27 protein-coding genes and 2 tRNA genes are annotated in these 23,833 nt (G+C 61.3%); 19 read left to right on the top strand and 10 right to left on the bottom strand.

Features of this window, described 5'->3' with window-relative positions; all coding sequences use genetic code 11:
* Positions 1–52: 52 nt before the first annotated feature.
* Both ACTJKM_RS12910 and ACTJKM_RS12915 read right to left on the bottom strand, forming a co-directional pair.
* Entirely contained in the window at positions 53–775 is a 723-nt protein-coding gene (locus tag ACTJKM_RS12910) for a thermonuclease family protein (RefSeq protein WP_058328200.1), read from the bottom strand.
* A 125-nt stretch (positions 776–900) separates the two neighbouring features.
* On the bottom strand, positions 901–1,197 hold the full coding sequence (locus tag ACTJKM_RS12915) for a hypothetical protein (RefSeq protein ID WP_375293108.1): 297 nt from the start codon (positions 1,195–1,197) through the stop codon (positions 901–903).
* Positions 1,198–1,353: 156 nt separating this feature from the next.
* Between ACTJKM_RS12915 and ACTJKM_RS12920 the strand changes: the two genes are divergently transcribed.
* From ACTJKM_RS12920 to ACTJKM_RS12940, 5 genes are all read left to right on the top strand, one after another.
* Positions 1,354–1,428 (top strand) — tRNA-Asn (locus ACTJKM_RS12920).
* 96 nt (positions 1,429–1,524) lie between these two features.
* Complete coding sequence (locus ACTJKM_RS12925; protein ID WP_058328199.1) at positions 1,525–2,973, top strand: cryptochrome/photolyase family protein; 1,449 nt, start codon at positions 1,525–1,527, stop codon at positions 2,971–2,973.
* A 93-nt stretch (positions 2,974–3,066) separates the two neighbouring features.
* Positions 3,067–4,320: an SAM-dependent methyltransferase gene (locus ACTJKM_RS12930; RefSeq protein WP_113512759.1), complete on the top strand. Its 1,254-nt coding sequence runs from the start codon at positions 3,067–3,069 to the stop codon at positions 4,318–4,320.
* 80 nt (positions 4,321–4,400) lie between these two features.
* Positions 4,401–4,772 (top strand): SMR family transporter, encoded by a 372-nt coding sequence (locus tag ACTJKM_RS12935; RefSeq protein ID WP_440660446.1) that lies wholly within the window; start codon positions 4,401–4,403, stop codon positions 4,770–4,772.
* Entirely contained in the window at positions 4,759–5,085 is a 327-nt protein-coding gene (locus ACTJKM_RS12940) for an SMR family transporter (RefSeq protein WP_057255992.1), read from the top strand. The genes ACTJKM_RS12935 and ACTJKM_RS12940 overlap by 14 nt, the downstream gene beginning before the upstream one ends.
* On the opposite strand, the gene ACTJKM_RS12945 is transcribed toward ACTJKM_RS12940, so the two are convergent.
* Positions 5,073–5,912, bottom strand: a complete 840-nt coding sequence (locus ACTJKM_RS12945) for an SDR family NAD(P)-dependent oxidoreductase (RefSeq protein WP_058328197.1) — start codon at positions 5,910–5,912, stop codon at positions 5,073–5,075. The two genes, ACTJKM_RS12940 and ACTJKM_RS12945, sit on opposite strands and share 13 nt — an antisense overlap.
* A 304-nt stretch (positions 5,913–6,216) precedes the next feature.
* Between ACTJKM_RS12945 and ACTJKM_RS12950 the strand changes: the two genes are divergently transcribed.
* The 5 genes from ACTJKM_RS12950 (at position 6,217) to ACTJKM_RS12970 (ending at position 10,012) form a co-directional block, all read left to right on the top strand.
* The gene (locus ACTJKM_RS12950) at positions 6,217–7,257 is read left to right on the top strand and encodes a cysteine synthase A (RefSeq protein WP_057255987.1); all 1,041 of its coding nucleotides are present in this window, start codon (positions 6,217–6,219) and stop codon (positions 7,255–7,257) included.
* A 7-nt stretch (positions 7,258–7,264) separates the two neighbouring features.
* Positions 7,265–8,014: an alanyl-tRNA editing protein gene (locus ACTJKM_RS12955; protein ID WP_058328196.1), complete on the top strand. Its 750-nt coding sequence runs from the start codon at positions 7,265–7,267 to the stop codon at positions 8,012–8,014.
* 16 nt (positions 8,015–8,030) lie between these two features.
* A complete protein-coding gene (gene sseA / locus ACTJKM_RS12960; protein ID WP_057255981.1) occupies positions 8,031–8,885 on the top strand; it encodes a 3-mercaptopyruvate sulfurtransferase in 855 nt (284 codons plus the stop codon).
* Positions 8,886–8,889: 4 nt separating this feature from the next.
* The gene (locus tag ACTJKM_RS12965; RefSeq protein WP_057255979.1) at positions 8,890–9,453 is read left to right on the top strand and encodes a GNAT family N-acetyltransferase; all 564 of its coding nucleotides are present in this window, start codon (positions 8,890–8,892) and stop codon (positions 9,451–9,453) included.
* 91 nt (positions 9,454–9,544) lie between these two features.
* Positions 9,545–10,012 carry a DUF1203 domain-containing protein gene (locus ACTJKM_RS12970; RefSeq protein WP_057255977.1) on the top strand — a complete coding sequence of 156 codons (468 nt, stop codon included), beginning with the start codon at positions 9,545–9,547 and terminating at the stop codon, positions 10,010–10,012.
* 48 nt (positions 10,013–10,060) lie between these two features.
* Here the strand turns inward: ACTJKM_RS12970 and ald are convergent, their stop codons facing one another.
* Positions 10,061–11,179, bottom strand: a complete 1,119-nt coding sequence (ald, locus tag ACTJKM_RS12975) for an alanine dehydrogenase (RefSeq protein ID WP_057255974.1) — start codon at positions 11,177–11,179, stop codon at positions 10,061–10,063.
* A gap of 156 nt (positions 11,180–11,335) precedes the next feature.
* On the opposite strand from ald, the gene ACTJKM_RS12980 reads away from it, so the two are divergent.
* Positions 11,336–11,797 carry an Lrp/AsnC family transcriptional regulator gene (locus ACTJKM_RS12980; protein WP_057255972.1) on the top strand — a complete coding sequence of 154 codons (462 nt, stop codon included), beginning with the start codon at positions 11,336–11,338 and terminating at the stop codon, positions 11,795–11,797.
* Between the two features lie 15 nt (positions 11,798–11,812).
* Here ACTJKM_RS12980 and ACTJKM_RS12985 read toward each other — a convergent pair whose 3' ends face one another.
* Positions 11,813–13,060: a GGDEF domain-containing protein gene (locus ACTJKM_RS12985; RefSeq protein WP_058328195.1), complete on the bottom strand. Its 1,248-nt coding sequence runs from the start codon at positions 13,058–13,060 to the stop codon at positions 11,813–11,815.
* A gap of 239 nt (positions 13,061–13,299) precedes the next feature.
* Here ACTJKM_RS12985 and ACTJKM_RS12990 point away from each other — a divergent pair, with 239 nt between their 5' ends.
* Entirely contained in the window at positions 13,300–15,273 is a 1,974-nt protein-coding gene (locus ACTJKM_RS12990; protein ID WP_058328302.1) for a bifunctional 2',3'-cyclic-nucleotide 2'-phosphodiesterase/3'-nucleotidase, read from the top strand.
* 176 nt (positions 15,274–15,449) lie between these two features.
* Here ACTJKM_RS12990 and ACTJKM_RS12995 read toward each other — a convergent pair whose 3' ends face one another.
* Together ACTJKM_RS12995 and ilvA are read right to left on the bottom strand one after the other, a co-directional pair.
* Positions 15,450–15,770 (bottom strand): HlyU family transcriptional regulator, encoded by a 321-nt coding sequence (locus ACTJKM_RS12995; protein WP_058328194.1) that lies wholly within the window; start codon positions 15,768–15,770, stop codon positions 15,450–15,452.
* Between the two features lie 76 nt (positions 15,771–15,846).
* A complete protein-coding gene (gene ilvA / locus ACTJKM_RS13000; protein ID WP_058328193.1) occupies positions 15,847–17,094 on the bottom strand; it encodes a threonine ammonia-lyase in 1,248 nt (415 codons plus the stop codon).
* Between the two features lie 258 nt (positions 17,095–17,352).
* Here ilvA and ACTJKM_RS13005 point away from each other — a divergent pair, with 258 nt between their 5' ends.
* From ACTJKM_RS13005 to ACTJKM_RS13025, 5 genes are all read left to right on the top strand, one after another.
* Positions 17,353–18,807 carry a TrkH family potassium uptake protein gene (locus ACTJKM_RS13005; RefSeq protein WP_058328192.1) on the top strand — a complete coding sequence of 485 codons (1,455 nt, stop codon included), beginning with the start codon at positions 17,353–17,355 and terminating at the stop codon, positions 18,805–18,807.
* Positions 18,808–18,888: 81 nt separating this feature from the next.
* Positions 18,889–19,479, top strand: a complete 591-nt coding sequence (locus tag ACTJKM_RS13010; RefSeq protein WP_058328301.1) for a hypothetical protein — start codon at positions 18,889–18,891, stop codon at positions 19,477–19,479.
* 4 nt (positions 19,480–19,483) lie between these two features.
* Entirely contained in the window at positions 19,484–20,188 is a 705-nt protein-coding gene (locus tag ACTJKM_RS13015; RefSeq protein ID WP_058328300.1) for an HAD family hydrolase, read from the top strand.
* Positions 20,189–20,368: 180 nt separating this feature from the next.
* Complete coding sequence (locus tag ACTJKM_RS13020; RefSeq protein ID WP_156436913.1) at positions 20,369–20,626, top strand: hypothetical protein; 258 nt, start codon at positions 20,369–20,371, stop codon at positions 20,624–20,626.
* Positions 20,627–20,696: 70 nt separating this feature from the next.
* Positions 20,697–20,781, top strand: a tRNA-Leu gene (locus ACTJKM_RS13025).
* Between the two features lie 82 nt (positions 20,782–20,863).
* Here the strand turns inward: ACTJKM_RS13025 and ACTJKM_RS13030 are convergent.
* From ACTJKM_RS13030 to wrbA, 3 genes are all read right to left on the bottom strand, one after another.
* Positions 20,864–21,082 carry a hypothetical protein gene (locus ACTJKM_RS13030; protein WP_057255959.1) on the bottom strand — a complete coding sequence of 73 codons (219 nt, stop codon included), beginning with the start codon at positions 21,080–21,082 and terminating at the stop codon, positions 20,864–20,866.
* Between the two features lie 80 nt (positions 21,083–21,162).
* Complete coding sequence (locus ACTJKM_RS13035; protein ID WP_057255956.1) at positions 21,163–21,405, bottom strand: DUF2188 domain-containing protein; 243 nt, start codon at positions 21,403–21,405, stop codon at positions 21,163–21,165.
* Between the two features lie 228 nt (positions 21,406–21,633).
* Complete coding sequence (wrbA, locus tag ACTJKM_RS13040) at positions 21,634–22,233, bottom strand: NAD(P)H:quinone oxidoreductase (protein WP_057255954.1); 600 nt, start codon at positions 22,231–22,233, stop codon at positions 21,634–21,636.
* A gap of 166 nt (positions 22,234–22,399) precedes the next feature.
* Here wrbA and ACTJKM_RS13045 point away from each other — a divergent pair, with 166 nt between their 5' ends.
* Entirely contained in the window at positions 22,400–23,152 is a 753-nt protein-coding gene (locus ACTJKM_RS13045) for a competence/damage-inducible protein A (protein WP_058328190.1), read from the top strand.
* A 174-nt stretch (positions 23,153–23,326) separates the two neighbouring features.
* On the top strand, positions 23,327–23,824 hold the full coding sequence (gene gpt, locus ACTJKM_RS13050) for a xanthine phosphoribosyltransferase (RefSeq protein ID WP_058328189.1): 498 nt from the start codon (positions 23,327–23,329) through the stop codon (positions 23,822–23,824).
* Positions 23,825–23,833 lie beyond the last annotated feature (9 nt).

A 23,833-nucleotide genomic window follows, 5' to 3' on the forward strand; every position in this document is an offset into this window, starting at 1 on the left:
ATACTTTCCACAGAGCGATCGCGAACCTCCGCCGATCGCATCTGGGGTGGCCTCAACACCAGGGCGTCGCGTGTCCTGTCCACGGCCGCACCAGTCCCTCGGATACGAGCACACGCCCGATAGACTGGTCGCCGCGGGTGACCAGCCGCAGCTTTTCACCGGCCTTGGCATCCTGACGGCCGCTCGCCGTTTCCAGCCTGAAGTCACCCGCATTCAACAATTCGCGCAGGCGCTGCTTGGCATAGAAGCCGCGCGAACGTTCCTTGTCGCAGCTTGCCTGGCGAATACGCGGCGCATCGACGTCTGCCACGCGGATCGTTTCGCCGTGGTACAGGAAGGTGGCGCCGTCGATCACGCAGTTGTCGTTGCGAATCCCGCAGAAATAAAACTGATCCGTGCGAACGGATGCCGTCTTCACTTCCTCATTGGGCCGCACCACGGGTGTCGGCGCCTTGGCGCCGACGTCGACGGACGGCACCGGAGCGGCGAGGGCAACTCTTGTCATCGGATTCGGCTTCTGCTTCTCCGCCTGCTGCGCGGGACGCGCGTCCGATTTCTGCGCGACACGAACGGGCTTCGGCCTCGACTCGTGTCGGGACGTGAACGCGACCACGTCCGATACCACCGGCCAATGCTGCAGTTCGGCGCGATGATCGTAAGCGACCACGCCGCCGACAGTGAGTGCGGCGGCCAGATACCACGGCGCCATACCGCCTTGTTTGCCCCTGCTCCGACCGGAATTCCGGCTTCGACGTTTCGTAGTGGCTTTGGCCATGCGTCCCCATCCTGATTCGCGACTGCATTATGCGTTTGATGGGTTGCCGAAAAGTTTTCGGCGGCCTCCCTCAACAAAGGGTTCAGCCGCTTCGGGGCGGGTGCTTTGACCGCAATAGCTCCGGTTCACGAGCCGTTCGAAGAATCGGCTCGTCCGCGCCAGCGCGCCCACCAAACAGCCAGGCGACGCCGGCGACGGCGGACGGATGGGATATCGTGCGAAAGCACGATGAGGCCCAGCGGTATCATCCAGAAGCCGAGCACCGGCAGAAAGCCAAGAAAACCAAAGAACACCAGAAGCGAGCCCAACAGGATACGCAGCAGTGGCGATTCCGGCAGCGTGATGCGCCACTTCCCGAGCACGATCTGACGCGTCTGCGGATCAATCCCGAAATGCGGCTGCTTCCTGTTTTTATTCATCATTCCCTATCCGGCATCTTTTCCCACAATTGGGGACTTCTCCACAGCCTCGCAACCGAACTTGTCATTTTTTTTGAAAAAACCGCTTGGCAAATCGGAAAAGCATGCGTATTAGCAGCCTCACTTCTGAAGCGCACAGCGAAACAGCGGCGCGGATGATCCCTGGTAGCTCAGCGGTAGAGCATTCGACTGTTAATCGACAGGTCGCCGGTTCGAATCCGGCCCGGGGAGCCAGTTTCAAAAAGAGCCATTTGCAGAAAATGCGAATGGCTCTTTTTCATTTTGCACCTAAGTTCCCCCGGTGATCAATCCCAGTCCTAGACGGCACCTATGACAAACGCGGCGCCCATCATCGTCTGGTTCCGCAAGGACCTGCGCCTTGGCGACAACAGGGCCCTTGCGGCTGCGGCCAATGAGGCTGCCGTCATTCCGCTCTATATCCGGGAGCCGAACGAAAGCGGCAACGGTCCGCTGGGCACGGCGCAGCAATGGTGGCTGCACCATTCGCTGGAAGCGTTAGGGGCTCGACTGGGCCGGATCGGCTCGCGACTCATTCTCCGCTCCGGCGACCCACTGGACGTCCTCAGCGAAGTGTCGCGCCTATCGGGAGCGAAGCGTGTCCATTGGAATCGCCGCTACGACCCGTGTAGCATTGCCACCGATACGGCCCTGAAGAAAGCACTCGCAGCTCAGGGCATCGCGGCCGAGAGCTTTGCCGGGCAATTGCTGCACGAGCCCATGCGCTTGTTGACGACGACCGGTGGGCCCTATCGCGTGTTCACGCCTTTCTGGCGCGCGCTCGAAGCGAAGGTTGAGCCGGCTCCACCGATCGACGAGCCGCAAAAGATCGCGACGCCGGAAAGCTGGCCCCCTTCAGAACAGCTTGACGCGTGGTCGCTTCTGCCAACGAAACCGAACTGGGCAGCGACGTTCAGCGAAATATGGGCGCCGGGGGAAAAAGGCGCGACCACTCGCCTCGACGAATTTATCGACGAAAAGCTTGCAGACTACAAAGTGCGCCGGGACCGTCCAGAGGCTGACGGCACATCCCTGCTCTCTCCCCACCTCGCCTTCGGAGAAATCTCGCCGGCGCAGGTCTGGCACGCGACGCAGGGAATCGAGACCGATGGCGGTGAAGGTGTTGCCACCTTTCGCAAGGAGATCGCCTGGCGCGAATTCTCCTACCATCTGTTGTTTCACTATCCCGAACTCCCGCGTCGCAATCTCGATCGCCGGTTCGATCGTTTCCGCTGGCTGGACCATGACGGCGATTTTTCCCGCTGGACCAAGGGCTTGACCGGTTTCCCGATCGTCGACGCCGGCATGCGACAGCTCTGGCGGCATGGCTACATGCACAATCGCGTGCGCATGATCGCCGCCTCGTTCCTCATCAAGGACCTGCTGATCGACTGGCGGAAAGGCGAGCAATGGTTTCGCGACACCCTCGTGGATGCGGATCCGGCCAACAACGCCGCAAGCTGGCAATGGGTCGCGGGGTCGGGCGCGGATGCGGCGCCGTTCTTCCGGATCTTCAATCCTGTTCTCCAGGGCGAAAAGTTCGACCCGGATGGAGCCTATGTGAAGCGATTCGTCCCGGAACTTGGTCGGCTGGAGCCACGCTACATCCATCGCCCCTTTGCGGCTCCGGCTGCCGTGCTTTCGGGCGCCGGCATCGAGCTTGGCGCAACCTATCCAAAGCCGATCGTCGACCACGCCCTTGCGCGGGATCGGGCGCTTGCAGCGTTCCGCGAGATCACAAGCCCGCCGAGAGAACCGTAACGGATACAGGCCCCCGGTAGAAATCCATGGTTGGCGTCTCGGGCGATTGCCGCTAGGCTCACCTTACGGATGCAACAGCTGAGGGGGTGGTGTATGCGTGAGCTGGAAGCAAGTCTCGCCGCGTTCAACGGCGCACAGGAGCTTTCCGCCGAGAATCTCTCGATGGTCCTGCGGGATTTCCCATTGAAGGCACGCATGGTGCTCAGCGCGCTCGTGCATCTTCAGGCCGGGACATTGATGCTCACGGTGCCGGATGGCCGCAAACTGGTGATGAGGGGCAAGAGAGCGGGCCCAAGCGCGATCCTCACCTTGAACAACTGGAACCTGCCGCAACGCGCCGTGACAGGCGGCACGATCGGGGCGGCCGAAAGCTATATCGACGGCGACTGGGACAGTCCCGATGTCGGCGCTTTTCTCGAGCTCTTCCTCGTCAATGCCGAGATCGGCAAGCACTTCCCGAACCGGGCGCGTGGCCTGCTTCATCTTGTCGAAAAGTTCCTGCACTGGCGCAACGCGAATACGAAAACCGGCGCACGCCGCAACATCTCAGCTCACTACGACCTCGGCAACGCCTTCTACAGCGAATGGCTGGATCCGAGCATGACCTATTCGTCCGCACTCTACGCCACCGGCGCCAACGACCTTCGCTCCGCGCAGGCGGCCAAATATCGCGCACTGGCGGAAGCCACCAACCTGCGCGCTGGCGACCACGTGCTGGAGATCGGCTGCGGCTGGGGCGGCTTTGCGGAATTTGCAGCGAGCGAGATAGGCTGCAAGGTGACCGGGTTGACGATCAGCCGCGAGCAACTGGCCTTCGCCCGCGAACGCATCCACCGGGCCGGCCTTGCCGACCGCGTCGAACTGAAATTCCAGGACTACCGCGAGGAAAGAGGCACCTATGACCGCATCGTCTCGATCGAAATGTTCGAGGCGGTCGGCGAAAAGTTCTGGGCGACCTATTTCTCGCAGCTCAAGCAATGCCTGAAGCCCGGCGGCAAGGCCGGCCTGCAGATCATCACCATCAAGCCCGAAGCCTATGAGGAGTACCGCTCCAATCCGGACTTCATCCAGAAATACGTTTTCCCGGGCGGAATGCTGCCTACGCGCGAACATCTCATCGACCTTGGCCGCCATGTCGGCCTGCGCATGATCAACGATTTCGGCTTCGGCATCGATTACGCCCGGACACTCGGCGAATGGCGCGAGCGCTTCTGGTCGGTCTGGAACAGGATCGAGCCGTTGGGCTTCGACTTGCGCTTCAAGCGGCTGTGGGAGTTCTATTTCTATTACTGCGAAGCCGGCTTTCGCGCCCGCAACATCGACGTCCGCCAGATCGTCTTCGAATAGGAACGCGCATGGCGCGTCTTTACCGCGTCACGCGTAGCGCTTAAGAGGCGGTCGTTCCAATTCTCTTTTGAAGGTTCCGCATGCGCCTTGCATGGTTTTTCCTCGCGCTCGCCATCGCGACCGAAGTGGTGGGCCTGACGGTGATGAAAGCCGCCTCTTCGAGCGGCTCTTATCTCGGCCACATCGTCATGTATGTCTCGATCGCGCTTTCCTACATCTTCCTGGCCAAGGCCGTGAAGACGATCTCCGTTGGTGTCGCCTATGCGATATGGGAAGGTTCTGGCGTCGCAATCATCACGCTGGTTTCCGTCTTCGTCTTCGGCCATGTGTTGACCGGACGCGAAATGCTGGGGCTTTCGATGGCGATCGTCGGCATATTGCTCGTCAATGCCGGCGAGCGCCACGACGAGGACGAAGCCGCGGTGGAAGGTGCAGCCAATGAGCGCGCCTAGCATCTACTTCGCCTTGGCCGTGATGGCAGGCATCCTCGATGTCGCCGCCAACCTCGCCTCGACGAAATCGGAAGGGTTTGCCCGCCGCGGCTGGGGCGCCCTCTCCATCCTGCTGGTGCTTGCCGCCTTCGCGCTGCTTGCCGAGGCGATCAAGGGCATGGAACTCGCTATCGCCTATGCCGTGCTTGGCGCGACCGGGATCTTCGGAACGGCCATCTGCGGACGGCTGCTCTTCGGACAGAAACTGAAGCCGATCGGCTGGGTCGGGCTTGGCCTCATCTTCGGCGCCGTGCTGGTGCTTCACACGGCCTGACGCCGACGCTCGCCGGAGCCGGCGTGCTTCTTCGCTTCTCTTGCCTCGGTCACGACACCCGTCAGCCGCCTGATAAGAGCGAAATAGAGGCTATAGGGCAGCAGACGCATGAGCTTCACCGCATAGGTGAAATGCCGCGGAAAGGTGATTTCGAAGCGTCGGGACTTCAAACCCGCGATGATGCGATCCGCCGCCTGTTCGGAGCTGACGAGAGCCGGGCGCGGAAAGCGGATTCGTGCGGTGCCGGGCGTATCGACAAAGCCGGGGCAGATGATCTGCAGGCGGATGCCGATCCGATCGAGATCAAACTTCAGGCTTTCGGCCATATTGATCAGCGCCGCCTTGGAGGCACCGTAGGCGGCGCTGGTGGGCAATCCGCCATAGCCGGCGACGGAAGACACGATGGCGATGTGGCCGAAGCCCTGCGCCTTCATATGCGCGACGGCCGGCAGCAGGCAGTTGACCACCCCATTGAGATTGACTGCGAAACTCTTCTCGAAGGCTTCGCGATGGAGATCATCGCCTCGCACCGGGACGGCCACTCCGGCATTGAGGATCACCAATGACAGATGGCCATGATCGTACTCGATCGCAGCCAACACGCGCTCCATGTCCTTTGGGTCGGTGACGTCGCCGTCGAGAACCGTGATCCTTCCGTCACCCGCCGCCTCATGCTGCAGGTCCACCAGCTTCTCGTGACTTCTGGCGGTGACGACCACCGAATAGCCTTCGCGCACCAACTTGAGCGCCAGCGCCCGCCCGATACCCGCGCTCGCGCCGGTAACCCAAGCCAGTTTATGTTCGGATTTCGCAGACTGAATACTCATCACTCACTCCTCGGCACGCGCCGGGAAACACGCACGCATCTCCTTGTGGGCGAAAAAGACTTGCCCGGCCCTTCATCGCGGCAACGCTCCTTGTCGCTGAGCCCCACATGCCTTGGAGACGATTTTTGTTCGGGACAGAGCGGCGGCGAAACGCTATTTCTTGCCTGAAGTGCAGGCTGAGCCGAAAACACGCCAACATTTCGGCGGTCCGGGATCGTTGTTGATTTTCGTCAGCCGCCGTTCGTATTTCCCTGGTACGTGTCGCCCTGCCCCGGCGCCTGTCCTCAAACACGAGGTTCTGAAAATGGCCATCCTACCGTCCGTCCTCGAAGCGATCGGCAACACACCCTTGATTCGGCTGAAGGCCGTGTCGGAGGCCACGGGCTGCGACATCCTCGGCAAGGCCGAGTTCCTCAATCCGGGGCAATCGGTGAAAGACCGCGCCGCACTCTGGATCATCCGGCAAGCGGAACGGAGCGGACAGTTGCGCCCGGGCGGGGTCATCGTCGAAGGCACGGCCGGCAACACCGGCATCGGGCTGGCGCTGGTCGGCCAGGCACTTGGCTATCGCACCGTCATCGTCATTCCGGAAACCCAGAGCCAGGAAAAGAAGGACGCCTTGCGGCTGCTTGGCGCCGAGCTCGTCGAAGTGCCGGCCGTTCCCTACAAGAACCCCAACAACTACGTGAAGATCTCCGGCCGGCTCGCCGAGCAACTGGCGAAGACCGAGCCGAACGGCGCCATCTGGGCCAACCAGTTCGACAACGTCGCCAACCGTGACGCGCATGTGGAAACCACGGCGCCGGAGATCTGGCGCGACACGGACGGCAAGGTCGATGGCTTCATCTGCGCCGTCGGCTCCGGCGGCACGCTCGCCGGCGTTGCACAGGGGCTGAAGGCGAAGAACCCGGCGATCAAGATCGGCCTTGCGGATCCGCAAGGGGCGGCACTCTACAACTTCTATACCAACGGCGAACTGAAGTCCGAGGGCAGCTCGATCACCGAGGGCATCGGCCAGGGCCGCATCACCGCCAATCTCGAGGGCTTCACGCCGGATTTCTCCTACCAGATTCCCGATTCGGAAGCGGTCCCCTATGTCTTCGACCTGATCGAGCGCGAAGGCATTTGCGTCGGCGGTTCGACGGGCATCAACATCGCCGGTGCCGTTCGTCTCGCCAGGGAGCTCGGCCCGGGACATACGATCGTGACGATCCTCTGCGACTATGGTAACCGCTATCAGTCGAAGCTCTTCAATCCGGACTTCCTGGCCTCCAAGGGGCTGCCGGTGCCGACCTGGTTGAAGACGTCTTCCCACATTGCGGTGCCATACGAATCAGTTGGATAGGAATGCGATGACCAGGACCGTGACCGCCCTTTTCCGAGACGATTTCTACCTCTCGACCTGCGAAGCAAGCGTCACCGGAATTCTGGAAGATGGCGGGATCGAACTGGATCAAACCTGCTTCTACGCAACCTCCGGCGGCCAGCCCGGCGACACCGGCTTTCTGGAGCGGGCCGATGGCAGCCAGATCGACATCGCGGTCGCCCGTCACGGCGAAACCAAGGACATCATCGTCCATGTGCCGGCCGAAGGGCAGCCGGCACCCGCCGTTGGCGAGAAACTCGTTCTGCATATCGACTGGCCCCGCCGCTATCGCTTGATGCGCATGCACACCGCCTGCCATCTGCTCTCGGTCGTCTGCCCCTTCCCGATTACCGGAGCCTCGGTCGGCGAAGACGAGAGCCGTGTCGATTTCGACATGAGCGAGACGATCGACAGGGACGACGTCACCACGGCGCTGATGAAGCTCGTCGAAGAAAACCATCCTGTCTACGTCCAGTGGATCACCGACGAGGAACTCGCCGCCAATCCCGGCGTCGTCAAATCGAAGAATGTGCGTCCGCCTGTTGGCCTTGGGCGCGTCAGCCTTGTCTGTATCGGCGAAAACTCGGCGATCGACAGCCAACCCTGCGGCGGTACCCATGTGTCGGAAACGCAGGAAGTGGGCGCCATCCACATCGCCAAGATCGAGAAAAAGGGTAAGGAGAACCGTCGGTTCCGTATCCGCTTCGGCATGCCCGAAGATCGCGCATCAGTTTGAGTAGGGAGTTGCGACTGTGACCAACAACAAAAGCGCCTTTGTCGTATCGGCCGATTGGCTGCAGGAGCGCCTCGGCGATCCCTCGATCCGGATCCTCGACGCCGCCTGGTATCTGCCGGCTCAGAACCGCAACCCGAAGACGGAATACGATGCCGGGCATATTCCCGGTGCCGTCTTCTTCGATCAGGACGTTATTGCCGACCACACGAGTGGCCTGCCCCACACCCTGCCCTCGCCTGAAGCCTTTGCCTCGGCGGTTGGTGCGCTGGGCGTCAGCGAAAAGGACACGATCGTCGTCTACGACGGTCCCGGCATCATGACCGCTCCGCGCGTGTGGTGGATGCTGCGCATCATGGGCGCCAAGAACGTCTACGTGCTCGACGGCGGCATGGACGGCTGGAACACGGAGGGGCGCCCCGTCAGCACCGAGGTACCCTCACCCAAGCCGGCGACGTTCAACGTCAATTTCACCCCGGCGGCCGTGACCTCCTTCGCGCGGATGACGGAAATCGTTGCGGATGGCTCGATCCAGATCGCCGATGCCCGCGGTGCCGGACGTTTCTATGGCGAGGAGCCGGAGCCGCGTGCCGGCATGCGCTCGGGCCATATGCCCGGCGCGCACAGCCTTCCCTCCGGTACTTTCTCGGAAAACGGAAAGTTCAAGGATCTCGCGACGCTTCGCCAAACCTTCGCCGACGCCGGCGTCGATCTTTCCAAACCTGTCGTTACGACCTGCGGCTCCGGTGTCACCGCCGCCATCATCACGCTGGCGCTGCAATCGCTCGGCCACACGGACAACACGCTCTATGACGGTTCCTGGTCGGAGTGGGGTGGTCGCGCAGACACGATGATCGTAACCGGTCGAGAGTGATATCATGCGTTCGCCGAAGCTCGCCTCCCTGACAGCACATGTAACCGAACTCGAGATGACGGCGCCGCCGAAGCAGAGCCTGCCGATGCCCGTCAATATCCAGACCGCCATCCTGCGCGTCTCCGACATTCCGCTCAGCTACTATCGCTTCTTGTACCTGCGTGTCGGCCGCCGCTGGCACTGGACCGAGCGGCTGCGGATGAACGACGAGGAACTCGCCGCCGTGCTCGGCGACAAGCGCACGAGTGTCACGGTGCTCTATGTGAACGGCGCGCCGGCCGGTTTCTTCGAGCTGCACCAGGACGAGGACGACGTCGTCGTGCTCGTCCATTTCGGACTGATGGAACATGCGCTCGGGCTTGGCCTCGGCAAGTGGTTCCTGCTCCAGACGCTGTTTGCCGCCTGGGCGCTGAACCCGAGCAAGCTGACGGTAACGACCAACAATCTGGATCACCCCCGCGCACTGCAGCTTTACCAGCAATTCGGCTTCTCGCCGGTCGCCACCCGTGAGACCACGGTGGAACCTCTGACCGACGATGAACTGCTGACCCTGGCGAAAAATCTCTGACACATTTCGCCCGGCAAGTTCCGGGTGTCGAAACGATCGCGACCGGTGCAATCTCCTGATCGAACAATCGAACCCATCAAGGAGATGCGCCATGACGTTGCGCTACATTCCGATGTCCGACGACGAAGCGCGGCGGATCCGCGAGGGCGGGCCGGATGCCTATGGCAACCGGCCGGAGCGAGAGATATCCGATGGTGATGGCGTGCCCTGTCGGTACTGCCTGCGCAATGTCGCAGCCGGCGAGCCCTATCTGATCTTCGCCCTGCGGCCGTTTTCGTCGTTGCAGCCCTATGCGGAGACCGGCCCTGTGTTCATGCACGCCGAGGAATGTCCGGCGCATGACGGCGATACGCTTCCGCCGATCTTGGCTTCGAGTGTCAGTTATCTGCTGCGCGGTTATGGCGAGAACGAACGGATCGTCTACGGGACCGGCGGTGTCGTTCCGGCGGAGCAGTTACAGGCGCGAGCGGAAGAACTGCTGGCCCGACCGGACGTTTCCTCCGTGCATGTGCGTTCGGCCAAGAACAATTGTTACCAGTGCCGGATCGAGCTGACCTGACCACCAAATTCGGCCCGGCATTGATGCCGGGCCGAAAGCATCGTTCCGTCAGGCGACGCTCAGCACCGCCTCGGGCGCAAAGGCATCATAACCGAGCGCTTCGGCCACCGGCGCGTTGGTGACGCGTCCGCGATGAACGTTGAGGCCGGCACGCAGATGCCGATCCTCGGCAATCGCCTTCAGGCCCTTATCCGCGAGCTGCAGGCCGTAGTGCAGCGTGGCGTTGTTGAGCGCATGCGCAGAGGTCACCGGCACGGCGCCCGGCATGTTCGCCACGCAATAATGCACGATGCCATCGACCTCGTAGGTCGGGTCGGAATGCGTCGTCGCGTGGGACGTCTCGAAGCAGCCGCCCTGGTCGATCGCGACGTCAACGATGACGGCCCCCTTCTTCATGCCGGTCAGCATTTCGCGGGTCACGAGCTTCGGCGCCGCAGCACCCGGAATGAGCACTGCCCCGATTACCAGATCGGCGGAGAAGACTTCCTCTTCCAGTGCGTCGATGGTCGAGTAGCGTGTGTGCACGCGGCCGGCGAAGAGATCGTCGAGTTGGCGCAGGCGCGGGATCGAGCGATCGATAATGGAGACGTCGGCGCCAAGCCCGGCCGCCATGCGCGCCGCATGCAGGCCGACGACGCCGCCGCCGATGACGGCCACCTTCGCCGGCAGTACACCCGGCACGCCGCCGAGCAGGATACCGCGGCCGCCATTGGCCTTCTGCAGCGACGTGGCGCCCGCCTGGATGGCCAGGCGTCCGGCAACCTCGGACATCGGCGCAAGCAGCGGCAGGCCGCCGCGATCGTCGGTGACGGTTTCATAGGCGATCGCCGTGACGCCGGAATTGAGCAGACCCTTGGTCTGTTCCGGATCGGGCGCAAGATGCAGGTAGGTGTAGAGAATCTGGCCTTCGCGGAGCTGCACCCATTCGGAGGGCTGCGGCTCCTTGACCTTGACGATCATGTCCGACTTTTCGAACACTTCCTTTGCCGTCGCGACAATCTTCGCGCCAGCGGCACGGTAAGCATCGTCATCCGCGCCGATCCCTGCCCCGGCCTTGGTTTCCACGATCACCTCGTGGCCATGGGCAACATATTCACGCACCGAGCCGGGCGTCAGGCCGACTCTATATTCATGGTTTTTGATTTCCTTCGGGCAACCGACACGCATCCTCGCGTTCCTCTCCTGTTATGGGCTTTTCGCCACTTTGACGAGGCATTCAGCAAAACACGCAGTGAATCGAATGTCCTTGCAAAGACGAAACCCGGGGCGCATTGATTTCGAAGAATATTGCGTGAAGTGACGCATGATTGGGGGAAAACACGAATGAGTGAACTCGATGCCATCGATCATGCGATTCTGCGCATTCTCCAGCAGAACGGCCGCATCTCGAATGCCGACCTGGCGGCGAAGGTCGGGCTCTCTCCGTCCGCCTGTTCGCGACGAGTCGATATCCTGGAAAAATCAGGAACGATTGCCGGCTATCATGCCCGCATCGCCCATAAGGCGCTCGACTACCAGATCATGGTGATCGTCCATATTTCGCTGTCGGGCCAGTTCGCCAAGACGCTCGCCGAGTTCGAAGCGGCGGTGAAGCTCTGTCCGAACGTACTCGTCTGCTACCTGATGTCAGGCGAGTACGACTACATCCTGAGGGTCGCCGCCAAGGACCTACAGGACTACGAGCGTATCCACCGCGACTGGCTCTCGGCGCTGCCCCATGTGGTCAAGATCAATTCCAGCTTCTCGCTGCGGGAAGTGATCGACCGGCCGAATGTCGGCATTTGAAGGAATGAATGCAGCCTAACGGCCGACGACGCAGTCGCGGCCCCGTCCCTTGGCGGCGTAGAGCCGAAGATCTGCCTCCGACAACAGGCTCTCGATCGCCGCCCCGTCGTCCGGCGTCGACGATAGACCGATGCTTGCGGTCACCGGCCGTCCGTCCGGGGTCGAGACGCGATCCGACACGGCAACGCGAATCTCGTCCGCGCGCCGCAAGGCATCGCCATGAGCCATTGCCGGGCAAAGGATCACGAATTCCTCGCCACCATATCGAAACAGTCGGTCGACCGGACGCAACTTCGACTTCACCGTCTCGACCAGCCGCTGCAGGACGCGGTCGCCCTCCTGGTGGCCGAAGCGGTCGTTGACGCCCTTGAAATGGTCGACGTCGATGATCATCAAGGTGACGGCCGCATTGTCAGCGCTCGCCGCGCGCAGCATTGCCGGCGCTTCGATCTCGAACCGGCTGCGATCGAGCGAACCCGTCAGCGTATCCTGTCCGGACCGGGACAGCAGGTCCTCGTAGCGTTCGCGGAACGTCAATGCATTGAAGATGTCGCCAAGCGGCCGGTCCGACATCGCCAGGAACGGATGGCGCGAGGCATTGAGATAAAGTCCGATCGCGATCGCATAGAAGGGTGCTGCCAGCATCTTCGCCATCCAACCACCCCAGAAGACCTCGAAGGGTGCACCGTTCCACCAGCGAAGTGCCGCGTAGAAGGCAGCCTGATCGAATGTCAGCACGACGACGCCGCAGATGAAAAATCGGAGCGTCACCAAGCGCCGCAACCACCGGCCCAGTCGCTCGTAAAGCAGAATGATCATCAGCGAATCGAAATAGAGGATCGTCGTGCCCCAGACCATCAGCCACCCCATCTCGTCGATGAAGGCGAGGTCGGCGGACCGCTCCGCCACGATCGCTACGGTGTCGTGCTGGCGCAACAGAAGGCTCAGTGCCACCGTCAGGAAGTTGCCGGCGAGCAGCCCGTAGATCGGCTGGCGAACAGTTGCCGCGTCTTCCTTCACATAAAGCAGCAGGATCATCATCAGCTTGCCGGAGAAAAGCACAGCAGAGCCTGGCGAGATCACGCCGAACGGCAATTGCACATAGAAGACTGCGGCGAGATAGGTCTCGATGAAGTGCATGACGCCGAGTGCGGCGACGAAGGCGCCAAGCCCCAAACGGGCGCGAAGATGCAGCAGCCCGATCATCGCCGTAACGTAGACCAGCGCCTCGCCGACGAAGAGAAGAAGGTTGGCGTTTGGCATGTGCTTGAAAAAGTTCCGTTTCCCGAAGCACGGTTAAACAGGAAGTTTGAAGAAAACTTTAGCGGAAGCCGCGGTTGTCAGCCGCCGGAATGCGAAAATCTGCCGCTTTCGGAAATGTCGCCTTTCCGGCATAGTCGCCGCCAACCCACCGTGGTTCGCGTATCTGCGAACAAAACTCCGGATTGCACTCGTCTCGGAAAAACCGGGATCCTTGATAAATGGAGGACCGCATGCCATCGATGACATCCCCGCTCCACCTTACGCGCCGTTCGCTTCTCGCGGGGGCCGCGGCTTCTTCGGCGCTTGTCATGCTGCACCCCTTCTCCGTCCGCGCCGCCGCCAACCAGGCACATCTCAGAATCATGGAAACGACGGACCTGCACGTTCACGTCTTTCCCTACGACTATTACGGCGACAAGCCCAACGATACGGTCGGCCTTGCGCGCACCGCCTCGATCATCGACGCCATCCGCGCCGAAGCGACAAACTCCATCCTGATCGACAATGGCGATTTCCTCCAGGGCAACCCGATGGGCGACTATATTGCCTATCAGCGCGGCATGAAGGACGGCGATATCCACCCTGTCATCGCCGCCATGAACGTGCTTGGCTATGATTGCGGCACGCTTGGCAACCACGAATTCAACTATGGCCTGGACTTCATGTTCAAGGTCCTGAACGGCGCGAACTTCCCGCTCGTCTGCGCCAACCTGACGAAGGGTACGCTTGCCGCCAACGGGCGTCAGGATGAGCTGTTTCTCAAGCCCTACGTCATTCTCGACCGCAAAGTGAAAGACGGCTCCGGCGCGGAACATCAGGTCCGCATCGGGCTCATCGGCTTCGTTCCGCCGCAGATCATGACCTGGGACGCCAAGAACCTCGAAGGCAAGGCCAATGCCCGAGACATCGTCAAGGCCGCCGAAGCCTGGGTGCCGCAGATGCGCGAGGAAGGTGCTGATATCGTCGTCGCTCTCTCGCATTCGGGCATCGGCCAGCAGGGCTATGTCGAGAACCTGGAGAACGCTTCGGTGCCGCTTGCGGCGGTCGCAGGCATCGATGCGATCGTGACCGGCCATAGCCACCTGGATTTCCCCGGGCCGAAGTTCGACGGCATCGCGGGGGTCGATAACACGAAGGGCCTGATCTCCGGCAAGCCCGGCGTCATGGGTGGCTTCTGGGGCTCGCATCTCGGCCTGATCGACCTGCTGATCGAACGGGAGGGTGGCGCCTGGCGTGTCGTCAGTTCAACCAGCGAGGCGCGGCCGATCTACCGTCGCGAAGAGAAGAAGGTGATCGCCGAGGTCGCCGACAAGCCGGAGGTGCTGGCCGCCGCGAAGAAGGACCACGAGGCAACACTCGCCTATGTGCGCACGCCTGTCGGCAAGACCAGTGCGCCGCTCTATTCCTACTTCGCCCTGGTCGCCGACGACCCGTCCGTGCAGATCGTCAGCCAGGCGCAGACCTGGTACATCAAGGACATGTTGAAGGAGACCGAGTACCGCGACCTGCCGGTGCTGTCGGCAGCGGCCCCCTTCAAGGCCGGCGGCCGTGGCGGCGCGGACTACTACACCGACGTCCCCGCCGGCGACATCGCGATCAAGAACGTCGCCGACCTCTATCTCTATCCGAATACGGTGCAGGCCGTCGTCATAACCGGCGACCAGGTGCGCAACTGGCTGGAAATGTCTGCCGGCATCTTCAACGAAGTCAAACCTGGCGCCTCGGACGCGCCGCTGATCAACGGCGGTTTCCCGTCCTATAATTTCGACGTCATCGACGGCGTCACCTATCAGATCGACCTTTCCGTGCCGCCGAAGTTCGACAAGGACGGCAACACGATCAATGCGTCGTCGAACCGTATCAAGAACCTGCAGTTCAACGGGCAACCGATTGATGCAGCGCAGAAATTCGTGGTCGCGACCAACAACTACCGGGCCGGCGGCGGCGGCAATTTCCCCGACATCGCCGCCGACAAAGTGGTATTCGTCGCCCCCGACACCAACCGCGACGTCGTGGTGCGCTACATCATCGATCAGGGCACGATCAATCCATCTGCCGACGCCAACTGGACCTTCGTGCCGCTCGCCAATACGACCGTCACCTTCGACAGTGGCCCGAAGGCCCGGCAGTTCCTGGCGCAAGTGAAGGGTGTGACCATCGAGGATGCCGGTGACGCCGCCGAAGGCTTTGCCCGCTTCCGGATCAAGCTCTGAGCTTCAGGCGAACCAGGGTCGGGCCGCCCGTCTCGAGGCGGCCCATCATTTTGACCGGACGATGAAGATTCAACTCGTCCGGCGATCCGTACGCAGGCCGATAAAAATTAGCGCGAGACATTAAGAATGTCCGCTAACCATCTGAGACAATTTAGCTACGCCGCAGGCGCGACTGATCAAACCTGACGCGACTGGGCGTCGTCGGAAAACAGCGACGGGCCAGTCTGGTCGATGATCTGGCGTCCCTTGCGCAGAGCGGCATCGATCGCGTCCTGCTCCGAGGTGAAGAGATCGGCGCGGATGAAGCTGCGGGTCTTGGTGCCGCCATCCGCCGAGGCCTTCTCGATGCTGCCAGCCAGACGAAACTGCGAGCCTTCGCGCTTCGGCGTCGCGCGGATGGTGCATTCGGCATAGGCCTCAGTCTTTCCAGGCGCAGCCTGCGTCTGGTTTTCAGAGGAGCCCGAACGGCCGAACAATTTCGAGAAAAACGATGCCATGCCCAAGACTTAGACGCCGCGGCCGACACTGTCAAAGCCTAAGTGCCGATAATCAACCGCAGCTCCCTGATGCCGATTAAATGATGAGATTGGAGAGGATTTCGTTCTCGGTGATGTCCTGGTAGCGAAGCCCCGCGGCGTCGAAGCGAGCCTTCAACACCGGGAAGTTCTCGGCGTGTTTGGTCTCGATGCCGATCAGAATGGAGCCGAAGTTGCGCGCCGATTTCTTCAGGTATTCGAAGCGCGAGATGTCGTCCTCGTCGCCGAGCAGATTGAGGAAGTCGCGAAGCGCGCCGGGCCGTTGCGCCATGCGCAGAATGAAGTACTTCTTGAGCCCGGCATGGCGCATCGCGCGCTCCTTGACATCGGGCAGGCGATCGAAATCGAAATTACCCCCGGAAACGACGGCAACCACCGTCTTGCCCGCCAGTTTCTCGGGGCCGAGTACTTCCAGGGCCGCAACCGAAAGGGCGCCTGCCGGTTCCAGCACCACACCTTCGACATTCAGCATCTCGACGATCGTCAGGCAGATCGCATTCTCGGCCAAAAGCATCACCTGATCGGCGGAAAAGCGACGGAGCGCTGCAAAATTGAGATCGCCGATCCGTCCGACTGCGGCACCGTCGACGAAGTTGTCGACCTGGTCGAGGGTCACGACGCTGCCGGTTTCGAGGCTCTCGCGCAGGCTGGGTGCACCGGCGGGTTCGCAAAAGATGAAATGATCCGCTGCAATCACGTCCTTGAAATATCCCGTCACGCCGGCAGCAAGGCCGCCGCCGCCAACGGGCAGGACAACGAGATCGGGCGTGACACCGTCAGGCAGCTGCCAGGAAATTTCGGCGGCAACGCTTGCCTGGCCTTCGATGATATCGGCATGATCGAAGGGCGGCACCATGACGCCGCCGATCGCTTCGACGTGATCGCGGGCCGCCTTGTAGCACTGGTCGAAGATATCGCCGACGAGGCGGATGGTGATGAATTCGCCACCGAACATGCGGGTCTTGTCGATCTTCTGCTGCGGCGTGGTCACCGGCATGAAAACGACGCCCGGCACGCCGAAATGACGGCAGACAAAGGCAAAACCCTGGGCGTGGTTACCGGCCGAGGCGCAGACGAAGGTCTTGCCGGATGCGTCGGCGCCCAGCGCCTTGCGGAAGAAGTTGAAGGCGCCGCGGATCTTGTAGGAACGGACGGGCGACAGGTCTTCGCGCTTGAGGTAGATGTTGGCGCCGTAGCGCGCGCTCAAGTGCTCGTTGAGCTGCAGCGGCGTCGGCGGGAAGATCTCCCGCAAGGCTTCGGTTGCGGCTTCAACATCCTGCTTCATCGCGTGCGGTCTTCCGTTGAGTTGGCTAGAGCATCCCGCTCTCAAGTGGAATCACTTGAGGCGGACAGATGCTCTAGAATCAAAATGCTAGAGCGTCCTTAGTGCGTTCATCTGAACGCACGGCGCTCTAGTGGCTGTGGCTATTGCATATTGCAACGCCCGAAGCCATCGCTTTGACTCGAATCGGACCGCCGTGAACAATGCAACCGCATCCCCAACGGCTGGGACGTCCGCAACGCTTTCCGGGAAATTGAACGCTTGAACGCAACTCTGATCCGGCATGCTATGCACATCGCGGCAATCCTCGGCATCTATCTCGCATGCGCGATGCTGGTGCCGGCGATGGTCGATCTCTACTACGGCCATCCCGATTGGCAGATCTTCGTCGCTTCGGCCTTCATGGTCGGCGGGTTTTCGCTTGCGACCTTCATGGCGACCCGCATGGGGCCGCCGCCCTTCTCCAAGAAGTTCGGCTTCGTCCTCGTCAACCTGCTGTGGGCCGTGTTTTCGGTGGTTGGCGCGATCCCGCTCTGGCTGTCGTCGCTCAATCTTGATTTTGCCCAGGCGCTGTTTGAGTCCGTATCGGCAATCACCACGACCGGCGGCACCGTCATCGTCGGGCTCGACGACGCGCCGCCCGGCCTGCTCGTCTGGCGCTCGCTGCTCTGCTGGCTCGGCGGCATCGGCATCGTCGTGCTCGGCCTCTTCATCATCCCCTATCTCAGGGTCGGCGGCATGTCCTTCTTCAAGATGGAATCCTCCGATACCAGCGACAAGCCGTTTGCACGCCTCGCCAGCTTCAGCCGCGCGTTTCTGATCGTCTATGTCGTCATCACGCTCCTCTGCACCATCGGCTACTTCCTGACCGGTATGAACCGCTTCGACGCCATCAACCACGCGATGTCGACGGTGGCGACCGGCGGCTTTTCCACCCATGATGCATCCTTCGCCTATTTCGGCAGTATTCCACTGCTCTGGACGGCGACCTTCTTCATGGCGCTTTGCAGCCTGCCGTTCTCGATCCTGATCGTGCTGGTGGCGCGCGGCCGGCTTGACGCGCTGCGCGATCCGCAGATCATCGTCTTTCTCGGCTATCTCTCTGCCTTTTCGGTCGCAGTGGCGGTCTATCACCGCCTGGCGAATGGTGTGGAATTTCACCTGGCGCTGGCGCATTCCTTCTTCAACATCACCTCGATCCTCTCGACCAGCGGCTATGCCAGCCAAGACTACAGCCTCTGGGGGCCCTTCGTCGTCATGGCCGCATTCATCGCGACCTTCATGGGCGGTTGTTCCGGATCGACGGCAGGCGGCATCAAGGCCTATCGGTTCATCGTGCTCTTCAACGCGATCCGCTCGGGGCTCAACAAGCTCGTCTATCCCAATGCGATCTACGCCGTGCGCTATGGCAACAACACCGTCGATGCCGACACGCAGCGGGCCATCTTCCTGTTCTTCATCACCTATATCCTGCTCTGGGTCTTCGGTAGCCTCGCCATGGGTGCGCTCGGCTACGACCTGGTCACTGCGACCTCGGCAGTCATCACCTGCCTTTCGAATGTCGGCCCCGGACTTGGCCCCATCATCGGGCCGGCCGGCAACTTCTCGACGCTCGGCGATTCCGAGCTCTATCTGCTGTCGCTGATGATGCTTCTCGGCCGTCTGGAAGTGCTGACCGTGCTCGTGATCCTAACGCCGGTGTTCTGGAAGCATTGACCATTGGCCGGCCAGCCCTATCGTCTTGACTTGATGCGGCAGATACCGAAAGTCGGTGTCATCCGGCGATGGGGGAACGTCATGGTGAAACATATGCTTCTTCTGGCGACGCTGAGCGCCGCCACGACACTATCCGGAAACTCCATCGCCCTCGCCGGTCCGCTCACCGATGCGGCGGCGCAGGCGGAGAAACTTGCCGCTTCGGGCGATGCGGCAAAGGCGCGAGACCTGCTTCTCAAGGCGATGAGCGACTTTTCGCAAACGCTGCCCTTCGCGATCGGCAAGGCGATCTTCGTCTCCAAGCAGCCGACTGGTTATGCGATGTACCAGCCGCGAGACGGCTCTGTCTTCAAGGAGGGAGAGTCGCTGATCTCCTACATCGAGCCGATCGGACTTTCCTGGAAGGATGCGGCAGAGAAGGGCAAGCTCGAGAGCCATTTCACCGTCGACTTCGATATCCTCAATCCGAAGGGTGACGTGCTCGCCGGCCAGAAGGCCTTCGGCGACTTCACCTTCACCGGTTACCTCAGGAACCAGGAAATCTACTCGACGCTGACCATCGATGTTTCCGGCGCGCCGGCCGGCGACTACGTGCTGCGTTTCCATTTCAATGACGTCAACAGCGGCAAGACCGCCAGCGTCGACCAGCCCTTCAAGATTGCCGGACCGTAAGATCATGCCCCATGCAATAACGACTGTTGGTTTCGATGCCGACGATACGCTTTGGCAGAACGAACAGTTCTTTCGCCTGACCGAGGCGCGCTTCGCCGAACTTCTGACCCCCCACACCGACACCGAGCATCTGTCCGAACGGCTGCTTGCCGCGGAAAAACGCAATCTCGGTCTCTACGGTTTCGGCATCAAAGGCTTCGTTCTGTCGATGGTCGAGACCGCGGTGGACGTGACGGATGGGAAAGTCCCCTCATCCGTCATCGCCGAAATCCTGGCGACCGGCCGCGACATGCTTGTCCATCCGGTCGAACCCCTGCCCCATGTCCAAGAAACACTCAGTGCCCTACACGGCACCTTCCGCCTTGTCATGATCACGAAAGGCGATCTCTTCGACCAGGAACGCAAGCTCGCTGCCTCCGGCCTTGGCGATTATTTCGACGCCGTCGAGATCGTCAGCGACAAGAATGCAAGCACCTACGAACGTCTCTTCAAGCGCCATGGCGACGGGCCGCTGAAAAGCCTGATGGTCGGCAACTCTCTGAAATCCGACATCGTTCCAGCCCTTGATGCGGGAAGCTGGGGTGTTTACGTCCCACATGCACTGACTTGGGCATTCGAGCATCACGACAAGCCGGAGAACCATCCGAGATTTCGCGAGATCGACGATCTCGGCGGATTGCCGCCGATCCTGGAACGCTTGCCGCTCTAGGCACGCGGGCGAATTGTCCTCCTGCGGCCACACCACCAAAAGGCTGCTAGCGAGGCGTCGGAGGCTATCGCGACCGCATCCGCGCTAGCGCGTCCAACGAAATCCGCGGTTGTACCCCCTATTCACCGCACCCCGAATCAGCGCGATATACCATCGCGATTTCGTCAGCGGAGAGAGACAATGGCTCAAATATTCGGTGCAACAATTTCAATGCTACTGCTCGGCACGCTGATCGGGTGGCTGCTGCGCAAGGTCTCCGCTCTCAGCGTGCTTTCGTCCCGTCTGGCGGGGTTGGTCGTCTTGGCGTTCGTGGCTCCTGCCATCTACGCGTTCAATTCGGGCCGCCCCTATTCCGAAATGTTCATCCTCTGCGGCATCGCCGCGCTCATCGCAGCTGTCGTCTTCTACTTTCTGAAGCCTAAGCAACAGAACGCCTGAGTGGCAATCCACCTTTCACCAGTCTGATGCACTTGACTGTTCCCCTTGAGTGTTTGATCTAGGGGGCAGAGCGGGCGTGGCGAAACTGGTAGACGCAAGAGACTTAAAATCTCTCGGCCTTGGCTGTGCGGGTTCGATCCCCGCCGCCCGCACCAGACATCCGGCTTTCAATGATTATTCCGCGCACGTGTAGCCGCTCGCTGAGAAGCGAGAGGTTGCTTCAGAGAGCGCGACCGCTCAGCTGTTGTAGTAGTAGCAATCGCATTCGGCCCGGTAAGCATCGTCGTGCCATACCCGGACGGCGAGCTTCGTTGCGCATCCCTGGTTTTCCAGCCTGAGGCCGAGAAGGGAGACCGCTGCCGCCTTCGAATTGGGGGCGTCCACCTCGATTGCCGATCCGACCTGGTGGACTCCCTGCCGCGGGGTCCAGGTGAAGATCTGAACGTTATAGTGCATCGAATATCCTCCGTGGGAGAGATGGTGTGCACGCAATACTCACGCTTGTGTTCGGATTGAGCCGGCTGCCTTGAAGCGTACTAGCCGTCTTCTACGGTCGCTTCCGGCCTATCGCCGCCGTCTGTGTGCTCGAAGTGCCAGTGGCCTTCGTCATCCTGGAAACTGATATCTTCGTCGTCGCCGCCGACTTGTTGTTCGGCGGCGGCAGCCTTGGCGGCGGCTAGCGCCATTTCGCGGCTGGGAAAGGGCTCCGAATATGCTTCGGCGGCCTTATAGGCCCATCCTCCGTCATGAGGAACGATGGTGTAAGTGATCCGCGCCATACTTCCCTCCCAATCGTCCGAAAACGCTTCGGTCTTCGGCGGGCCGTTGCCGCACGGCCGTTCTTTCCTCCTCGTCAAAGGCATGTTCATGCCGAACGCCGCGGATATTACCACAGGTGCGGTGCGAATTGCCACCTTCGCGAATCACTCCGAAACGGCGTGTCGCGAATCAAAAGAGCGGCCCCTTTCGGAGCCGCCCTTGATCAAGAAATCCAATATCTTGAGCGATCAATCGGCGAGCTTCGCGGCGATCTTGGCGACATGTGCGCCCTGGAAACGAGCAGCTTCGAGTTCAACCTCGGAGGGCTGGCGCGAACCGTCGCCGCCGGTGATCGTCGAGGCGCCGTAGGGCGAGCCGCCCTTGATCTCGTCGAGGCCCATCTGGCCCTGGAAGGCATAGGGAAGACCGACGACGACCATGCCGTGGTGCATCAGGGTCGGGATAAAGCCGAGGATCGTCGACTCCTGGCCACCATGCTGCGTCGCAGAGGATGTGAAGACCGAGCCGACCTTGCCGACCAGCTTGCCCTTGGCCCACAGGCTGCCCGTCTGGTCGATGAAGTTGCGCATCTGCGAGGCAACGGTGCCGTAGCGCGTGCCTGCGCCGAAGATGATCGCGTCATACTGCGCAAGTTCTTCGACGGTGGCGATTGGCGCTGCCTGGTCCAGCTTGTAGTACGAGGCCTTGGCGACTTCTTCCGACACAAGTTCGGGCACGCGCTTCACGTCCACTTCGGCGCCGGCCGATTTCGCGCCTTCGGCCACCGCATAGGCCATCGTTTCGACGTGTCCGTATGCCGAATAATAGAGAACAAGAACCTTGGCCATAAAATGCTCCTTTGGATTCAAGCGATCCCACTTGATCACTGCTGCCGGGAAGATTTATCAAAATGCGGCCGCTTGCCAGGAGCTGTCCGGGAAACAGACTGTTCTCGCCCGTCGAACAATAAACAATCACTGTTAAATGATTGGCTTATATAAATAGGAATTACCGATGAGCACAAAAATCGTCACTGCCGCGATGGTCGCTATCGGCGACGAACTTCTGTCGGGTCGCACCAAAGACAAGAACATCGGCCATCTCGCCGACATGATGACCATGGTGGGCATTGATCTGCGCGAAGTGCGGATCGTCGCCGATGACGAAGCCGCCATCGTCGAAGCGATCAACGCCGTACGCAGCCGCTACGATTACGTCTTTACATCGGGCGGCATCGGCCCCACCCATGACGACATCACCGCCGATGCCATATCTCGCGCCTTCGGCGTCGAGTGCGTCTACGAGCCCGAGGCGATGGCCCTGCTCGGCGCCATGTACGAACGCCGCAGCATGGAGTTCACCGACGCCCGCAAGCGCATGGCGCGCATGCCGCTTGGCGCACGCCACATCCCGAACCCCGTCTCCACCGCGCCGGGCTTCACGATCGGCAACGTGCATGTCATGGCCGGTGTACCGCAGGTGTTTCAGGCCATGCTCGACGCCTTGCTGCCCGGCCTTCAGGTCGGTTCGCCTCTCCTCTCGCGCACGGTGCGCTCGCCATTCGGCGAAGGCGATATCGGCAGTCCGCTGACGGAGGTGCAGAAGAACCATCCGGAGACGAGCATCGGCTCCTACCCAAAGTTCGACGGCAAGAACTTCTCGACCGATATTGTCGTGCGTGCCCGCGATCCGCAGGCGCTGGCTGCGGCCGAAGCCGATGTACAGGCGATGATCCAGGCAATCACCGAAGCACGCGCAAAAGCGTGATTGCCCCGCAGAGCACCCTTAGCGCATCTTAAAGGACGCGCGGCGCTGTAGAGCCTTGCACTTTGACCGCTATTGCCGTTATTGCATGTCGGCAAATCAGGATGACGCGTTCCCGCCTGCCCGATCTGCCGGACGCTTCGTCTTTACCAAGCACAGACAAGCCGGAGCCCACTGATGTCGCTGCCCGATAAAGCCTTTCCTGTCTCCTGGGACCAGTTCCACCGTGACGCGCGCGCGCTTGCGTGGCGCCTTGCCGACAACGGCCAGGAATGGCGCGCCATGGTCTGTATCACCCGCGGCGGCCTGGTGCCGGCCGCCATCATTTCCCGCGAACTCAACATCCGGATGATCGAAACCGTCTGCGTCGCCTCCTATCATGACTATGACACGCAGGGTCAGATGAAGGTGCTGAAGGGTATCGCACCTGAGATCATCAAGGACGGCGGCGAAGGCGTGCTGATCGTCGATGACCTGACCGATACCGGCAAGACCGCTGCCGAAGTGCGCGCGATGCTGCCGAAAGCACATTTCGCCGCCGTCTACGCCAAGCCGAAGGGCCGGCCGCTGGTCGATACCTTCGTCACCGAGGTCAGCCAGGACACCTGGATCTATTTCCCCTGGGATTTGGGCTTCACCTACCAGGAGCCGATTGCCAAGGGCACGCGCGGTTAAGAGCCGGGC

The organism is Ensifer sp. 22460, from assembly GCF_052044935.1.
Taxonomy (GTDB): domain Bacteria; phylum Pseudomonadota; class Alphaproteobacteria; order Rhizobiales; family Rhizobiaceae; genus Ensifer.

Excerpts from the sequence above, each read along its gene's own strand:
- ACTJKM_RS12910 (WP_058328200.1), bottom strand. The coding sequence starts at position 775 with ATGGCCAAAGCCACTACGAAACGTCGAAGCCGGAATTCCGGTCGGAGC.
- ACTJKM_RS12915 (WP_375293108.1), bottom strand. The coding sequence starts at position 1,197 with ATGATGAATAAAAACAGGAAGCAGCCGCATTTCGGGATTGATCCGCAG.
- ACTJKM_RS12925 (WP_058328199.1), top strand. The coding sequence starts at position 1,525 with ATGACAAACGCGGCGCCCATCATCGTCTGGTTCCGCAAGGACCTGCGC.
- ACTJKM_RS12930 (WP_113512759.1), top strand. The coding sequence starts at position 3,067 with ATGCGTGAGCTGGAAGCAAGTCTCGCCGCGTTCAACGGCGCACAGGAG.
- ACTJKM_RS12935 (WP_440660446.1), top strand. The coding sequence starts at position 4,401 with ATGCGCCTTGCATGGTTTTTCCTCGCGCTCGCCATCGCGACCGAAGTG.
- ACTJKM_RS12940 (WP_057255992.1), top strand. The coding sequence starts at position 4,759 with ATGAGCGCGCCTAGCATCTACTTCGCCTTGGCCGTGATGGCAGGCATC.
- ACTJKM_RS12945 (WP_058328197.1), bottom strand. The coding sequence starts at position 5,912 with ATGAGTATTCAGTCTGCGAAATCCGAACATAAACTGGCTTGGGTTACC.
- ACTJKM_RS12950 (WP_057255987.1), top strand. The coding sequence starts at position 6,217 with ATGGCCATCCTACCGTCCGTCCTCGAAGCGATCGGCAACACACCCTTG.
- ACTJKM_RS12955 (WP_058328196.1), top strand. The coding sequence starts at position 7,265 with ATGACCAGGACCGTGACCGCCCTTTTCCGAGACGATTTCTACCTCTCG.
- ACTJKM_RS12965 (WP_057255979.1), top strand. The coding sequence starts at position 8,890 with ATGCGTTCGCCGAAGCTCGCCTCCCTGACAGCACATGTAACCGAACTC.
- ACTJKM_RS12970 (WP_057255977.1), top strand. The coding sequence starts at position 9,545 with ATGACGTTGCGCTACATTCCGATGTCCGACGACGAAGCGCGGCGGATC.
- ald (WP_057255974.1), bottom strand. The coding sequence starts at position 11,179 with ATGCGTGTCGGTTGCCCGAAGGAAATCAAAAACCATGAATATAGAGTC.
- ACTJKM_RS12980 (WP_057255972.1), top strand. The coding sequence starts at position 11,336 with ATGAGTGAACTCGATGCCATCGATCATGCGATTCTGCGCATTCTCCAG.
- ACTJKM_RS12985 (WP_058328195.1), bottom strand. The coding sequence starts at position 13,060 with ATGCCAAACGCCAACCTTCTTCTCTTCGTCGGCGAGGCGCTGGTCTAC.
- ACTJKM_RS12990 (WP_058328302.1), top strand. The coding sequence starts at position 13,300 with ATGACATCCCCGCTCCACCTTACGCGCCGTTCGCTTCTCGCGGGGGCC.
- ACTJKM_RS12995 (WP_058328194.1), bottom strand. The coding sequence starts at position 15,770 with ATGGCATCGTTTTTCTCGAAATTGTTCGGCCGTTCGGGCTCCTCTGAA.
- ilvA (WP_058328193.1), bottom strand. The coding sequence starts at position 17,094 with ATGAAGCAGGATGTTGAAGCCGCAACCGAAGCCTTGCGGGAGATCTTC.
- ACTJKM_RS13010 (WP_058328301.1), top strand. The coding sequence starts at position 18,889 with ATGGTGAAACATATGCTTCTTCTGGCGACGCTGAGCGCCGCCACGACA.
- ACTJKM_RS13015 (WP_058328300.1), top strand. The coding sequence starts at position 19,484 with ATGCCCCATGCAATAACGACTGTTGGTTTCGATGCCGACGATACGCTT.
- ACTJKM_RS13020 (WP_156436913.1), top strand. The coding sequence starts at position 20,369 with ATGGCTCAAATATTCGGTGCAACAATTTCAATGCTACTGCTCGGCACG.
- ACTJKM_RS13030 (WP_057255959.1), bottom strand. The coding sequence starts at position 21,082 with ATGCACTATAACGTTCAGATCTTCACCTGGACCCCGCGGCAGGGAGTC.
- ACTJKM_RS13035 (WP_057255956.1), bottom strand. The coding sequence starts at position 21,405 with ATGGCGCGGATCACTTACACCATCGTTCCTCATGACGGAGGATGGGCC.
- wrbA (WP_057255954.1), bottom strand. The coding sequence starts at position 22,233 with ATGGCCAAGGTTCTTGTTCTCTATTATTCGGCATACGGACACGTCGAA.
- ACTJKM_RS13045 (WP_058328190.1), top strand. The coding sequence starts at position 22,400 with ATGAGCACAAAAATCGTCACTGCCGCGATGGTCGCTATCGGCGACGAA.
- gpt (WP_058328189.1), top strand. The coding sequence starts at position 23,327 with ATGTCGCTGCCCGATAAAGCCTTTCCTGTCTCCTGGGACCAGTTCCAC.